At 66.2% G+C, this 14,324-nt stretch carries 10 protein-coding genes; 1 reads left to right on the top strand and 9 read right to left on the bottom strand.

Translation table 11 applies throughout. The features are described 5' to 3' along the window. The 6 genes from U5A52_RS24950 to U5A52_RS24925 all read right to left on the bottom strand — a co-directional run. Window positions 1-1,029: OprD family outer membrane porin (locus tag U5A52_RS24950; protein WP_321936604.1), on the bottom strand; the 1,029-nt coding region annotated here is incomplete at its 3' end. 89 nt (window positions 1,030-1,118) lie between these two features. After that, complete coding sequence (locus tag U5A52_RS24945) at window positions 1,119-2,153, bottom strand: oligopeptide/dipeptide ABC transporter ATP-binding protein (protein WP_321936603.1); 1,035 nt, start codon at window positions 2,151-2,153, stop codon at window positions 1,119-1,121. After that, window positions 2,150-3,151 carry an ABC transporter ATP-binding protein gene (locus U5A52_RS24940; protein WP_321936602.1) on the bottom strand — a complete coding sequence of 334 codons (1,002 nt, stop codon included), beginning with the start codon at window positions 3,149-3,151 and terminating at the stop codon, window positions 2,150-2,152. Before U5A52_RS24940 ends, U5A52_RS24945 begins: the two co-directional genes overlap by 4 nt. Window position 3,152: 1 nt before the next feature. Next, entirely contained in the window at window positions 3,153-4,037 is an 885-nt protein-coding gene (locus U5A52_RS24935) for an ABC transporter permease (protein ID WP_321936601.1), read from the bottom strand. 27 nt (window positions 4,038-4,064) lie between these two features. After that, window positions 4,065-5,003: an ABC transporter permease subunit gene (locus U5A52_RS24930; protein WP_321936600.1), complete on the bottom strand. Its 939-nt coding sequence runs from the start codon at window positions 5,001-5,003 to the stop codon at window positions 4,065-4,067. Between the two features lie 15 nt (window positions 5,004-5,018). Continuing rightward, window positions 5,019-6,635 carry a peptide ABC transporter substrate-binding protein gene (locus U5A52_RS24925; protein ID WP_415774050.1) on the bottom strand — a complete coding sequence of 539 codons (1,617 nt, stop codon included), beginning with the start codon at window positions 6,633-6,635 and terminating at the stop codon, window positions 5,019-5,021. A 674-nt stretch (window positions 6,636-7,309) separates the two neighbouring features. On the opposite strand from U5A52_RS24925, the gene katG reads away from it, so the two are divergent. Then, entirely contained in the window at window positions 7,310-9,484 is a 2,175-nt protein-coding gene (katG, locus tag U5A52_RS24920; RefSeq protein WP_321910380.1) for a catalase/peroxidase HPI, read from the top strand. A gap of 100 nt (window positions 9,485-9,584) precedes the next feature. Here the strand turns inward: katG and U5A52_RS24915 are convergent, their stop codons facing one another. Genes U5A52_RS24915 through U5A52_RS24905 form a run of 3 tightly spaced genes read right to left on the bottom strand, consistent with a single transcriptional unit; the run spans window position 9,585 to window position 14,322 of the window. Then, window positions 9,585-11,285 carry a cyclic peptide export ABC transporter gene (locus tag U5A52_RS24915; protein WP_321936599.1) on the bottom strand — a complete coding sequence of 567 codons (1,701 nt, stop codon included), beginning with the start codon at window positions 11,283-11,285 and terminating at the stop codon, window positions 9,585-9,587. Between the two features lie 41 nt (window positions 11,286-11,326). Beyond that, window positions 11,327-13,396, bottom strand: a complete 2,070-nt coding sequence (gene fhuB, locus U5A52_RS24910) for a Fe(3+)-hydroxamate ABC transporter permease FhuB (RefSeq protein WP_321936598.1) — start codon at window positions 13,394-13,396, stop codon at window positions 11,327-11,329. Further along, the gene (locus U5A52_RS24905; RefSeq protein WP_321936597.1) at window positions 13,393-14,322 is read right to left on the bottom strand and encodes an ABC transporter substrate-binding protein; all 930 of its coding nucleotides are present in this window, start codon (window positions 14,320-14,322) and stop codon (window positions 13,393-13,395) included. Before U5A52_RS24905 ends, fhuB begins: the two co-directional genes overlap by 4 nt. Between the last annotated feature and the right edge of the window lie 2 nt (window positions 14,323-14,324).

The following is a 14,324-nucleotide window of genomic DNA, read 5'->3' as shown; positions in this document are numbered from 1 at the left end:
AGCGTAGTACTGGCGCCAGACGTCGTCGGCCTGATTGGCGAAAAGCGAAAGGCTCCCGTCCTTGCTGTAGTCCCAGCTGCCGCCCAGGTAGCTGAAGCGTTTGAATTTCACGCCGCCGTACGAGGTCGAGAGATCGACGAGATTGGTGTGGCCGCGCGGATTGACCTTTGTGAAGCTGCCTGCCTGAAGCACCGCGTTGGACACGTCCTTGCTTACGAGCGAGGCGCCGAGGAAGGTGGGCGGCAGCGCGCGGTTGTCGTGCGGCTCGAAGAACGGGTTGTCCGAGACCATTTGCAGACCGTACTTCGCGACCGTATCGGAAACGCGGGCCTTGACGTCCCAGATGCCGGGGTAGGCCCACGCCAGCTGGTTCGAGCCGCCGCCATCCTTGCCCACGTGCACCATGTTCCCCGCGCCCTGGCCGCCGTCGAGCTTCAGCGCGCCGTAGAGCGACGCGTCAAGGCCGAGACCGATGGGCCCCTGCGTATAGCCCGAGGTGTAGTCGAGCATCGCGCCCTGCACCCACGCATGGCGATGCGGGCCGCCTTCGTTGTCGAAGTGGTCGAGGTAGTTACGCAGGTTGAGGGTGAGGCTGCTATCCGCGATGAAGCCCTTGCTTTGCGACTGGCTCGACTGTGGCTGCTTCGGGTTGTCGGCTCGCACTGCCTGGTCGGCGTGCTGATCCGGCGAGCCGGATGCGAGGCGGTCGACCGCGTTGGGCTCCACGAGCGGGTCGACGCGCGGCGCGTGCATTTGCACGGCGGCTGGGGAGGGTTCCGCCTGGGTCGCAGCTTTTGCGTTTGCTTGCGCGGCGCTGTTGGCCGATTTGCGGCGCGCCTTGTGCCGGGTCTTTTTCGGTTTGACTGGCCCGGCTTGCTGAGCTTGCACTTGCGCAGCGGGCTGCCCGCCCGGTGTGTTCTGCTGAACACTTGTGGTTTGTGCAACCGCTGCAAGGCTGAGCGGCAGGCCGAGCGCGAGTAGCGCAAGTCGCGCGCCGCGGCTCTTGTCTCTGTGTTCTCTTTTCATCATGTCTCCCTTCGTGTGGTTGTCGTTGATTCGCAATCGATAAGGAATGCGAATCGATGGTGACGCCCGCCAGCATGCGTGAAGCGGGTATTTCAGTCGGTGGTGGAATGGCCGGCTGTGCTCGGGTGCCAGCAGGCGACGATCGAGCCACCGGGGCCGGTGGCGGCCGGTTCAGGCGCCGCAGCAGCGCACTGGGCCGAGGCCTTCGGGCAACGCGTGCGGAATGCGCAGCCCGAAGGCGGATTGAGTGGCGAGGGGATCTCGCCGCGTAGCAGCGGCGCGTGACGCTCGCGGGCACGCGCCGGGTCGGCCACCGGTACGGCGTCGAGCAGTGCGCGCGTGTAGGGGTGCGCGGGCTCGTCGTACACTGCCTCGCACGTGCCGAGTTCCATGACGCGGCCGAGGTACATGACCATGACGCGATGGCTGAGCGTCTTGACCACGGCGAGATCGTGGCCGACGAAAAGCAGCGAGAGCGAGAGGTCGCGTTGCAGGTCGCGCAGCAGGTTGACGATCTGCGCCTGAATGGAGACGTCGAGCGCGGAGACCGGTTCATCGCAGATCACGAGCGCGGGCTCGCCGATCAACGCGCGTGCGATGCCCACCCGCTGGCACTGCCCGCCCGAGAATTCGTGCGCACGGCGTTCGAGGTGATGCGCGTTCAGGCCCACGCGTTCTAGCATCGTGAGCACCCGGCGCGCGATCTCCTTGCGGCCCAGGTGCGGTGCATGCGTGCGCAAGGGTTCGGCCACGATCTCGGCGATCGACATGCGCGGATCGAGCGAAGCGAGCGGGTCCTGGAAGATCATCTGTACACCGCGGCGCAGCGCGCCGAGGCGCCGTTGCGCCCCGAAAACGGTTTCTTCGCCTCGCCAGGCCACGCTGCCCGAAGCGACCGGCGAGAGGCCGATCACGGCGCGCGCGAGCGTGGACTTGCCGCAGCCCGACTCGCCCACGAGCCCGAGCGTTTCTCCGCGGCGCAGATCGAACGAGATGCCGTTCACGGCGCGCAACTGCGCTTTCTGCCACGGCCACGGACCGCGTGCGACGCGAAAATTCACGGCAAGGTCGCGTACGCGCAGTAGCGCGTCGTCAGGCACGTCATGCGCCTTTGCGTCATGTGTCATGCGCGTGCTCCCAGTTCGGCGCTATCGCCAATGGGTAGATGGCACGCCCGCGAACGCGAATTGGGCGGCGCACCGATGGATTCGAGCGGCGGCGTCTGCGTGTGGCATCGCTCGAGCGCAGCCGCGCAGCGAGGCGCGAACGCGCAGCCGGCGCCGCCGCTGCCCGGCATGGGCGGATTACCCGGGATCGTGCTCAACGGCGCGCCGCCTGGCGCATCGAGGCGCGGCCGCGCCCCCAGCAGTCCTGCGGTGTACGGATGCAGCGGATGCGCGAACAGATCGCGCGCGCTCGCCTTCTCCACTGTGCGGCCCGCGTACATCACCATGACGTCGTCGCAAAGCTCGGCCACCACGCCCATGTCGTGCGTGATAAGGAGAATGGCCGTGCCGCGCTCGCGATTCATCTCGCGCAGCAGCGCCATGGTCTGCGCCTGAACGGTCACGTCGAGCGCCGTGGTCGGCTCGTCGGCGATCAGCACATCGGGCTCCATCATCAGCGCCGCCGCGATCAACACGCGCTGGCGCATGCCGCCCGAGAACTCGTGCGGATACATGCCGATACGCCGCGGCGCGTCGGGAATGCGCACGCGTTCGAGCGCTTCGATCGCGCGCTGGCGGGCCGCGCGCCGTGTGACCTTGCGATGCAACTGCAACGCTTCGGTCATTTGCCGTTCGACGGTGAGGAACGGGTTCAGCGAGGTCATCGGGTCCTGGAAGACCATGGCGACGCGGTCGCCGCGAATGCGGTTGAGCGCGCGGGGCGTCATGGCGAGCAGATTCTCGCCGCGCAGGCGTGCGTGACCGGTGGCGCGGCCATTCGAGGCGAGCAGCCCCAGCAGCCCCATGACGGTTTGACTTTTGCCGGACCCCGATTCGCCGACGAGACCGAGCGTGCCGCCGGCATCGAGCGAAAACGACACGTCGTGAACGACCTTCACGGGCGGCCCGTCGCGGCGCTCGAAGCGCACGCTCAGGTCCTGGACTTCGAGCAGGGCCATGTCAGCGCTCCCGTGGATCGAGTGCGTCGCGCAGACCGTCGCCGACGAAGTTCACGCAGTAGAGCGTGGCACAGAGCAGCACGGCAGGGCAGAGCAGCAGCCACGGCATGGCATCGAGCTTCTGCGCGCCGTCCTGGATCAGCACGCCCCAGCTTGTCATGGGTTCCTGGACGCCAAGGCCGAGAAACGATAATACGGATTCCGTAAGAATGATTGCCGGTACCGTGACCGTGGCGTAGACGGCGACGATGCCCGCGAGATTCGGCACGATATGGCGCGCGATGATTGCCGCGGGCCGCACGCCGATGGCGCGCGCGGCGTCGACGAATTCGCGCGAGCGCAGCGATAGCGTTTGCCCGCGCACCACGCGCGCCATGTCGAGCCACGAAAACGCGCTGATGGTGAGCACGACGAGCGAGAACGCGCGCCCGAACAGTGTGACCATGAGAATGGCGATCAACATGTAGGGGATCGCGTACATCATGTCGACGACGCGCATCATCACGGCGTCCACGCGGCCGCCGAGATAGCCGGCCGTTGCGCCATAGATCACGCCGACCAGCGCGGAAACGAAGGTGCCGAGCAGCCCCACCTCGAGCGAGACGCGCCCGCCAACCAGCGTGCGCGCCAGCAAGTCGCGGCCCAGTTCGTCGGTGCCGAACCAGTGACCGCCGTCGAGCGTGGGGGCGAGGCTAATCGCGCTCCAGTCGTTGTCGATGGGCGAATGAGGCAGGAAGAGAGGACCTGCGAAGCAGGCGAGCGCGATGAGGGCGAGCATGACGACGCTTGCGAGCGCCGCTCGGTGCCGCACGAAGCGCGCCAACGCGGGCGGCGTGCGGCGCTTCTGCGCGGTCGCGGCTGGCGCAATGAGACCAGGTGCGTTCATGGTGGCGGAGCCTCCGTTAATAACGGACTAGTAGCGGATGCGCGGATCGAGCCACGCATACGCGAGATCGACAAGCAGATTGAAGAGCACGGCGCAGACCGTGGTGAGGACGACCAGGCCGAGCACGAGCGTGTAGTCGCGGTTGACCGCGCCGTTCACCACCAGTTGACCGAGGCCCGGGAGCGCAAAGACCGATTCGGTGACGACGGCCGCCGTGATCGACGAAATGCAGACGGGGCCGAGCAACGAAACGACGGGCATGAGCGCGGGGCGCAGGGCGTGGCGCAACACGATGGTGTGCCCGGGCAAGCCCTTGGCGCGCGCCGTGCGGATAAAGTTGCCGGAGAGCACCTCGATCAGGCTGCCGCGCATGACGCGCGCGATCGCGGCCATGTTGATGATGACGAGCAACGCGACGGGCAGCACTCGGTGACGCCAGTCGCCGTCGCCCCAGCCGCCTGCGGGCAAGAGGCCGTTGCCGTCGGCCGATTTGAGCAGGATAGCGAAGCAAAGTACGAGCGCCGGACCTAGCACGAATGGCGGTACGACGTTGCCGAGATTGCCGAGCAACATCACGGCATGGTCCACCACGCTGTTGCGGCGCACGGCGGCGAGCGTGCCAAGCGCCACGCCCAGCAGGACCGCGAGCGGTATGGAGATGCCACCAATGCCGAGGCTCACCGGCGCGGCCTTTTTCACGAGCTCGTTGACCGACCAGTCGGCGTAGCGGAACGAACTTCCGAGGTCGCCATGCAGCAGCGCGCCGAGATAGCGCAGATACTGCTGCCATAGCGGCTCGTCGAGGTGATAGCGCGCGTTGAGGTTGGCCATGACCGCGGCGGAGAGGCGTTTGTCGGTGTCGAACGGACCACCGGGCGTGAGATGCAGCAGCAGAAAGCAGGCGGTGATGACCGCGAGTACGGTCGGCACCGACCACAGCACGCGGCGCAAGGTGTAGGCGAACATGGGTGGAGGCCTGCGTTAGTGCTTCAGGATGTACATGTCCTGGGTGGCGCGCTGGTCGAGGTAGTTGGTCAGCGTATAGCCGCCTACATAGGACTTTACGAGTCGCGCGTTGGAGTACTGGAACAGCGGGACGAGCGGGTTATCGCTCATGGAGAGCGCGAAGGCCTGCGTGAGGAGGGTCTTGCGTTTCGCCTGGTCGCTTTGCTGGTTCGCTTCGCTCGCCAGTGCGTCGGCCTTCGGATTGCAGTTGCGCTGATCGTTCTGCGGGTTGCCGCATTGGACCAGGTTGTAGTAGGCCGTTGCATCGTTGTAGTCGGCGTACCAGCCGTTGCGCGCGACCTGGTATGTGCCGTCGTGGCGCTGCTTCAGGAGCACCTTGAATTCGAGGTTTTCGATCTTCGCGTCGACGCCGAGTTTGGTGCGCCATTCGCTCAGCGCGAAGAGCGCGACTTTCTTGTGGAGGTCGCTCGTGTTGTAGGTGAGCGTGAAGGAAAGCGGTTTGTTGTCCGAATAGCCGGCAGACTTGAGCAGCCCGCGAGCAGTTTCGATACGCTGCGCCATCGGCCACGCTGCCCAGTCGGGCTTGTACTGCAGGGCGCCCTTTGTCCCTTCGACTATGAGGCCATACGCGGGGCGCTCACCGCTTTGTGTGATTCTGGACGTGAGCAGGTCGCGGTCCAGCACCATCGAGAGCGCCTGGCGAACGCGGGGGTCGCGCAGCGCCGGGTCTGCATTGTTCAGGCTGTAGTAGTACGTGGCGAGCTGCATGCCGGTCTTCAGTTCGGGGCCGAACTGCTTGACTAACGAGTTGTACTGCCCCGATGGCACCGCGTAGGTCATATCGAACTGGCCGGCCTGGAACATGCGCATCGCCGTTTCGTCGCTTTCAATGGGCATCCACGTGACCTTGGTAATGGCGACGTGCGGGGCATTCCAGTAATACGGATTCTTGACGAGTACGATGCGATTGTTCGGCTGCCAGTCCGAGAGCACATACGGGCCATTGCCGACGAGGTTGCCGGCGCGCGTCCAGTTGACGCCAAATTTTTCGATCGTCGCGCGATCGACAGGCGCCAGTGACCCATTTGTAGCGAGTTCCGGGAAGAACGGCACCGGTGTCTCGGTCTTGATCTCCAGCGTGTAGGGATCGAGCGCTCGCACGCCAAGCGCGCTTGGCGGCAGCTTGCCGGCAACCACCGTCCTGGCGTTCTTCACGAATTCGACTGCAATGGTGTAGAGCGAAGCGGTCTTCGGATCGACGAGCCGTTGCCACGCGTAGACAAAATCGGCGGCCGTGACGGGCCGCCCGTTACTCCATTTCGCGTCGCGCCGCAAATTGAAGACCCACGTATCGGGCGCCGTGTGTGTCCACGCGGTGGCCACGCCGGGGACCACATTACCTGACGCGTCGATTCGGGTGAGACCTTCGTAGAGGTCGAGGCCCACGAAAGTGGCGTTGATCGTCTCGGTATGCGCTGGGTCAAGCGACTCGACTTCGGCAGCCAATTGCCGCGTCATCTCCTGTTTCACCGCGAGCGCGGTGCCGGGCGCAATCGTGACGGCTCGAACCTGGGCGGATTGAACGAGCGCGAACGCCATGAGCGTCGCTGCGAAGAGAGATGAGCGTGTCATTGGGTCTCCTGATTAATGATCGTTTTGCGACGCTGGATCGCGCGGCACAGGCAGCTACGCCGTGACGATACGGCCTGTGCCTGGCGTGGCGATTACTAGCCTGATGGGCGAGTCGGGGGCGATTATTGGAAGCGGCGCAGGGCTTGTCAATCGGTGAGGATGCGCGCGGAGATTCGGATTTCTCCTATGGCGAAGAGCCTTGTGCGCGAGGCGCTTTTCCAGCGCAAAAATAAGCCGTTGAAATTGCAATTAATATTTTTGGCGCGGAAGAGAAAGCGTGTTCGGACGAACATCGTACGCGCATGAGATACGTGGCGCGGCGCCCGGGTTGCCGTGCAGGAGCTTTGCGGTCAATCAACTATATGAACGGCTCGCAGCCTTTAGCGAATGTGTGACGAAGAATGCGCCACGCATTGCAGAGGTCGTTTTCCACCGCGCGGGTCGATCAGCAGGCGCTCTCTTCGCCAATCGCGCAGGGCCTGAGTTAGGTGCCCATCGGCACGACGGGCAGTCGGCCCACGCACGACGATGCGGCCCTCGCGTGTGTCGATGCGCCGACCTGCGTCGCGCTTCGTCAGCCAGAAACCGGCTATCGGCCACATAGGGGCACTCAATTGGGGCGTGTCATGAGTTACGTATATATTAAAGGCCCCCCGCACGCGAATGGAGGAAACATGAGCTCGCCAATCGACACGCCCACCCCCGATTCTGCAAAATGCCCTGTTCACGCCGAACCCAAGCCCGTAGCCGGTACTGGCACGGGAAACCTCGACTGGTGGCCTAACCAGCTACGCGTCGACCTGCTGAACCAGCATTCCAACCGCTCCAATCCGCTGGGCGAAAGCTTTGACTATCGCGAAGAGTTCAAGAAGCTAGACTACAGCGCGCTGAAGGCTGACCTCAAAGCCGTGCTGACCGACTCCCAGGAGTGGTGGCCGGCCGACTGGGGCAGCTACGCTGGCCTGTTCATCCGCATGGCCTGGCACAGCGCGGGTACGTACCGCATGGTGGATGGCCGTGGCGGCGCCGGTCGCGGCCAGCAGCGCTTCGCGCCGATCAATTCATGGCCGGACAACGTCAGCCTCGACAAGGCGCGCCGGCTGCTGTGGCCCGTCAAGCAGAAGTACGGCCAGAAGATCTCGTGGGCCGACCTGATCGTGCTGGCCGGCAACGTGGCTCTCGAGAACGCGGGCTTTCGCACTTTCGGTTTCGCCGCCGGCCGCGAAGACGTGTGGGAACCGGATCTCGACGTGGACTGGGGCGATGAGAAGAAGTGGCTCACCCACCGCAATCCGGAGACGCTGGCGAAGAACCCGCTTTCCGCCACCGAGATGGGCCTGATCTACGTGAACCCGGAAGGGCCGAACGCCAGCGGCGACCCGGTATCGGCCGCCCCGGCCATACGCGCTACGTTTGGAAACATGGCGATGGACGACGAGGAGATCGTCGCGCTGATCGCCGGTGGCCACACGCTCGGCAAGACCCATGGCGCGGGCCCGGCCACGAATGTGGGCGTCGACCCGGAAGCCGCGCCGCTCGAAGCGCAAGGTCTTGGCTGGTCCAGCAGCTACGGCTCGGGCGCAGGCGAGGATGCGATCACGTCCGGCATCGAAGTGATCTGGACGCAAACGCCGACGCAGTGGAGCAACTACTTCTTCGAGAATCTCTTCAAATATGAATGGGTGCAGACACGCAGCCCGGCCGGCGCCATTCAGTTCGAAGCGAAGGATGCGCCGGACATCATCCCCGACCCATTCGACCCGTCGAAAAAGCGCAAGCCGACGATGCTGGTCACCGACCTCACGCTGCGCTTCGACCCCGCTTTCGAAAAGATCTCACGCCGCTTCCACGCGGATCCGCAGGCCTTCAATGAAGCGTTCGCGCGTGCGTGGTTCAAGTTGACGCACCGCGACATGGGACCGAAGGCGCGCTACCTCGGCCCGGAAGTGCCGAAGGAAGATTTGCTCTGGCAAGATCCGCTGCCGGCACCCACTCACAATCCGGGCGCCGCCGACATTGCCGATCTGAAAGCGAAGATCGCCGGGTCTGGGTTGTCGGTCAGCGAACTGGTTTCGGCGGCGTGGGCGTCGGCCTCGACGTTCCGCGGCGGCGACAAGCGCGGCGGAGCCAACGGGGCGCGCCTCGCGCTGGCGCCGCAGAAGGACTGGGAAGTCAACAAGATCGCCGCCGGCGCGCTGCCGAAACTGCAGGCCATCCAGCAGGCCTCCGGCAAGGCGTCGCTCGCCGACGTGATCGTGCTGGCCGGCGTGGTCGGCATCGAGCAGGCCGCGGCGGCGGCCGGCGTCAAGGTCGACGTGCCGTTTGCGGCGGGCCGCGTCGATGCCCGCCAGGACCAGACCGATATCGAAGTGGTTGGACTTCTCGAGCCGCTCGCCGACGGATTCCGCAACTATCGCGGCGAGCAAGGCGGCGCCACGACCGAGGCCCGGTTGATCGACAAGGCCCAGCAACTCACGCTGACGCCGCCGGAACTGACCGTGCTGATCGGCGGGCTGCGCGTATTGGGCGCCAATTTCGACGGTAGCGGCCACGGTGTGCTGACCGACCGCGTGGGCGTGCTCAGCAACGACTTCTTCGTCAACCTGCTGGATATGCGCACCGAATGGAAGCCCACCGACGCGACGGCTGAGTTGTTCGAAGGGCGCGAGCGCAAGAGCGGCGAAGTGAAGTACACCGGCACGCGCGTCGATCTGCTGTTTGGCTCCAACGCCGTGCTGCGCGCGCTGGCCGAAGTGTATGCGAGCAGCGATGCCCAGCAGCGGTTCGTCAAGGACTTCGTCGCGGCGTGGACGAAGGTCATGAACCTGGATCGCTTCGACCTGGCGTGATGGTGTCCTGATGATGGTCTGAAACCTGCCCCGGCAAGCGGCTTACGCTGCTCGCCGGGGCTCCCTCCGCGTCTGCGCGCCGTCCCGCCCGGCGTGCCGTTCAGGATGCGCGCGTCACACTTGCGGCCGGTGTGGCGTGTGCTGTCCGCACCTCTTCGACAATGCGTCCGTCTTCGAGCCGGATATACCGGTCGGCGGCGCTGAAGTAACGGTCGTCATGCGAAATCACGATCAGCGTCGTGCCCTGTCGTTTCAGGTCCGGCAAAATCTCGGTATAGAAAATGCGGCGGAACGTCGGGTCCTGATCGGCTGCCCACTCGTCGAGCACCATCACGGGTCTGCCTTCCAGATAAGCGTGCACGAGCGCCAGCCGCTTGCGCTGTCCGGTGGAGAGATCCGTTGTACTGAACGTGCCGTCTTCCCGAACCGATACCTTGTGAGTCAGCGCCAGCCGCTCCAGATAGCGCTGCGCGTGCGTTGCGGGCTTGTCTTCGCCCGGCAGCAAGGTGTCGAAAAGATAGTAGTCGGAGAACACCGCTGAGAATAGCTGGCGGTAGGCATCGATCTCGTCCGCGCGCAGTGGTTCGCCGTCGACAAGCATCGCGCCGCTGTCCGGTGTATAGAGGCCGAGCAACAGCTTGATTAGCGTGGTCTTGCCGCAGCCGTTCTCGCCGACGATGAAAAGCGTTTCGCCGCGCTGAACGGTGAGCGACAGCGGCCCGAGCGCGAACCCGGCGGCGTCGGGTTGCTCGCCTGCGAGGCCGTCGTCGAGCGGTGCGGGAAAGCGGTAAGTGACGTCGCGCAGCGTGAGCGTCGAGAAAGGTCGGTCGTGGCTGCGAGTGAATGCGCGCGCGTCGAGCAGCGCCGGCTCGCTGCTGGAGAAGCGTGCGGATAGTTCGGCAATACGTCTGAACGCAACTTGCGCACGCCCGATGGACGGCAGCGCGCTGACGATCTCCTGAATCGGTCCCTTCATGTAAAGCAGAACCAGCACGAAGCCGGTCAACACGCTGCGATCCGCATTTGCGGAGCCACTCTGCAGCACGAGCATGAGACCGACCACGACGAAGAACAGCAGCGAGCCGAACGCATTCGCGCTCACGAACACATTCGCGGCGCGCACGCGCAGCCGGAAAATCGCGTCGATCGTGCCGGACAGCTCATGGCCGTAGACGAATACGCGGCGCTCGCGGTTGATGCGCAGCTCCTTTGCGCCATCCACGAGCGCACGATAGTGCTTCTGCAGACGATCTTCGGCTTCGCGCGCCGCGCCGAAGCGGCGGATCCCGACGCGCCTCGCGAGCGACTGCGCGACCGAGCCGAGCGCAATGGCTGCGAGCGCGATCAGCAGCAGTGTCGGCGAGAGCACGAACAGATAGCCAAGACAGCCGACGATGGTGGCGGTTGCGATGGCGAGGCTCGAGAACAGGAACGAGAACGCGCTGATCGTATCGATGTCCTGATTGAGCGCGGCGATCAGCCGGTGGCTGCGAAACTGTTCGATTTCGCTGATCGGCGCCGCAATGATTTTCGCAGTCAGGTTCTTGCGCAACGCTGCAATCACGCGCTGTCCGACGATGTTGTTGCCGATGTCCGAGATCACCTCGCCCGCGAGCGCGAGCGCGCAGAGGGCGGCGAAGCTCGCGACGAACGTGGTTAGCGAGGCGGCGGCGCCGTGCAACGCGCGATTCGTGAGGGCGAGCAGCGCCGCCGTGGCAATGCCGCTCGCCGCGCCCATGAGCGTCGCGAGCGCCGAGATGGGCCACAAGCGGCGCAGCAGGTGGAACAGGTCGGCAAGCATCGTTTTCTCCTTCGTTATTGTGGGATGTGCAGCGGTCGCGATCATGAGGCGGCCGCACGGCGCGCGAGCAGCCACATGAGCCACGGCGCGCCGAAAATCGTCGCGACAAGGCCGGCTGGCAGTTCGCGCGGTAACAGCAGCGTGCGTCCGAGCCAGTCGGCCAGAACAATCGTGAATCCGCCGATCGGTGCGGCGAGCAACATCTGGTCGAGCGGACGCCGCGCGCCCGCGAGCCGGGCGAAATGCGGCGCAGTGAGCCCGATGAACGACAGCGGCCCGACGATCAAGGTCGCAGCGGCGGTCAGCAAGGCGGTGAGTCCAAGCAGCGCGCCGCGCGCAAGCGGTGTGCGCATGCCGAGCGCACGTGCGCTTGCGTCTCCGAGTGGCAGGATCGCCAGCCATCGTCCGGTCAGTGGCATGAACGCGCTGAGCAGCACGCACAGCGTGAGCGCGAGCGCCGCGTCGCCGGGCGTGACCGTGTAGGTCGAGCCCGCGAGCCAGGCGAGCAGGGTGGCTGCGCGTTCGCCGCCCCCGGCGATCACGACGGCGACCACGGCCTGGAATAGCGCGCCGATTGCGACGCCGGCAAGCAGCACGCGTTGCGGCGCGAAGCCGGAGCGGCGCGCGAACCACAATAGCGCGAGCAAGGTCGCGAACGCGCCGCCGGCCGTTGCCGCAAACCGCGCGACGTGTCCCGCATCGGCCGCGCCGAACACGAGCGCGATGAGGCCAAGCGAGGCGCCCGCGGACACGCCGAGTACCTCCGGGCTCGCGAGCGGATTGCTGGACAGACGCTGCAACAGTGTCCCCGCCAGCGCAAGCATGATGCCGGCTGCGAACGCGGCGATCTCGCGCGGCGCGCGCCAGATCGCGACACGCGGAAGTTCGGCGAGACTGCTGAACTGCCAGCCATGCACGCCGCGGCCGAAGTCGAGCGCGAGTATCAGCACGATGACAGTCGCAAACAGGATCAGCGTGAAGCGGCGCTTGATCGAGATGCCATCGGGGACCGTGTGCGCTGGTGCGGCGGTGGTGTCGAGGCGCTGCGTGCGGCGCATGCGCGCAAGGATGAGCAGCATGAGCGGCGCGCCGAAGAGCGCGCAGGCGGCCCCGGCGGGCACCAGTTCGCCGAGCGCATTGGCGAGCGGCTGCACAGCCTGGTCCGTCAGCCATAGCAACAGCGCGCCGCACAACGGCGCGAGCAGGAGACGCTGCCCAAGTCGGCGCGCGCCCGCGAGTTGCGCGATGGCAGGCGCAGCCAGCCCGACGAAGCCGATTACCCCAACCGTGCTCACCACGGCGGCGCTCAGCATGACGGCGAGCGCGAGCGCGGCAAGCCGCAGCCGCCGCAGCGCGAGGCCGAGGCTGCGGGCATTGGCGTCATCGAGACTGAAGAGTTGCAGCGGGCGCAACAGCAGCCACGCGAGTATGCCGCCCGCGGCGAGCCGCGGGGCGAGCGCCGCGACTTCGCTCCAGTCCTGCTGGACGAGCGAGCCGCCGCCCCAGATGAACAGGCCGCGCATATAGGGCGTATGAAAGAGCTGCAGCGCAACGCTGACCGAGCCGCACCAGAGCGTCACGACGAGGCCCGCAATGGCGACGGTCACCGGTGCGAGGCCGCTTCGCCACGCCAGGCCGAACACGGCCGCTGCGGCGGCCAGCGCGCCCGCGAGTGCGATCGGCTCGCGCGAGAAACCGTGCGCGGCCAGCGCGGGCGCCCAGAGCGCGGCGAGCGTGAGCGCGAGCTGGGCGCCGGCGGAAATGCCAAGCGTCATCGGTTCGGCGAGCGGATTGCGCAGCACCTGCTGGAAGATCGTGCCGGCCAGGCCGAGCGTCGCACCCGCAAGCCAGGCGGTGACGATGCGCGGCAGCCAGCTGTCGTGCGCGATGATCTGCCGGACGTCGTGCGTATCGGGCGAGAGCACTGCCTGCCACCACAGCGCACGCGGTGCGATCGCAGCAAGATTGGCCGCCGACAGGCCGAGCGCAGCGACAAACGCGAGCACAAGCGACACGGCGACGAGCACGCGAGGCAAGCGCCCGAGCGAGACGCGCCGCCATGCGAGGCGGGTACACGCAGCGGATGGAGGAAGGCGGTCGAGTCCGCTCATGGATGGGCAACTCCGCTAACACTGAGCGTTGGGTTTGCGAGCAACGCTTGCGCGAGTGCCTCGCCGAAGCGCTGAGCCGAGGGCAGCATGCCGAAGCCCCAGAACGGGGGCAGTGCGGCCACGCGGCCACGGGCGACGGGTGGCAACGCGTGCCAGAGGCGGTTCGATGCGAGCGTGCTTGCAACGCCTTGGGGCAGCGGGTCGAAGTAGAGCACCTTGGCATCGGGCGCGGCGGCGAGCGCTTCGAGCGGCGCGACGCCAATTCCCCAGTAGTCGGTTGGGCCACGCCATGCGTTGACGAGGCCGAGCGTGTCGAGCACGTCCTGGAACAGGCTGCGCGCGCCATATACGCCGATATGCCGGGCGTCGAAGAACCGGATCAGGTAGAGCGGCCGTGATCGCGCGGGCGCGGCCATGAGACGCGCGCGGCTTGCAGCAAGTGCCTGTGCGGTTTGTGCGATGAGCGCTTCGGCAGCGCTTTCGCATCGGCATAGCGCGCCCAGCTCGCGCGTGACCGCCTCGGCGCGGCGATAGGGCGCGCCCGCGTCGGTGTAGATCGCGAACGCGCGAACCGGTGCGATCCGCTCCAGGATGTCGCGCTGCGACTCCTGGCTCGAGTTGATGAGGATGAGATCGGGGGCGAGCTGGGCGAGCCATTCGAGGCTCGGTGCGAGCCGCAGCCCGACGTCCGGCACGCCGGGCGGGACGGGCGGCGTGACCACGTTCGCGTTGTAGTCGCTGATCTCCGCGACGCCCGCGGGGACGACCCCGAGCGCGAGCAGCGTTTCGGCGAGCCCCCAGTCGAGCACGACCACACGCGGCGGGGCGCTTCGAGTCGAAGCGCGCGCCGCGGCGGCGAGCGGCGCGATACCCGAAAAAGCGGCCGCGCGGGTGGCCAACGAAAGTAAAAAGGTTCGCCTGTGCATGG

This window comes from Paraburkholderia sp. J8-2 (assembly GCF_905220195.1).
Classification (GTDB): Bacteria; Pseudomonadota; Gammaproteobacteria; order Burkholderiales; family Burkholderiaceae; genus Paraburkholderia.
This window is presented reverse-complemented; position numbering and strand designations above follow the sequence as displayed.

Excerpts from the sequence above, each read along its gene's own strand:
- U5A52_RS24945 (WP_321936603.1), bottom strand. The coding sequence starts at position 2,153 with ATGACACATGACGCAAAGGCGCATGACGTGCCTGACGACGCGCTACTG.
- U5A52_RS24915 (WP_321936599.1), bottom strand. The coding sequence starts at position 11,285 with ATGCTTGCCGACCTGTTCCACCTGCTGCGCCGCTTGTGGCCCATCTCG.
- U5A52_RS24905 (WP_321936597.1), bottom strand. The coding sequence starts at position 14,322 with ATGCACAGGCGAACCTTTTTACTTTCGTTGGCCACCCGCGCGGCCGCT.
- U5A52_RS24940 (WP_321936602.1), bottom strand. The coding sequence starts at position 3,151 with ATGGCCCTGCTCGAAGTCCAGGACCTGAGCGTGCGCTTCGAGCGCCGC.
- U5A52_RS24925 (WP_415774050.1), bottom strand. The coding sequence starts at position 6,635 with ATGACACGCTCATCTCTCTTCGCAGCGACGCTCATGGCGTTCGCGCTC.
- fhuB (WP_321936598.1), bottom strand. The coding sequence starts at position 13,396 with ATGAGCGGACTCGACCGCCTTCCTCCATCCGCTGCGTGTACCCGCCTC.
- U5A52_RS24930 (WP_321936600.1), bottom strand. The coding sequence starts at position 5,003 with ATGTTCGCCTACACCTTGCGCCGCGTGCTGTGGTCGGTGCCGACCGTA.
- U5A52_RS24935 (WP_321936601.1), bottom strand. The coding sequence starts at position 4,037 with ATGAACGCACCTGGTCTCATTGCGCCAGCCGCGACCGCGCAGAAGCGC.
- katG (WP_321910380.1), top strand. The coding sequence starts at position 7,310 with ATGAGCTCGCCAATCGACACGCCCACCCCCGATTCTGCAAAATGCCCT.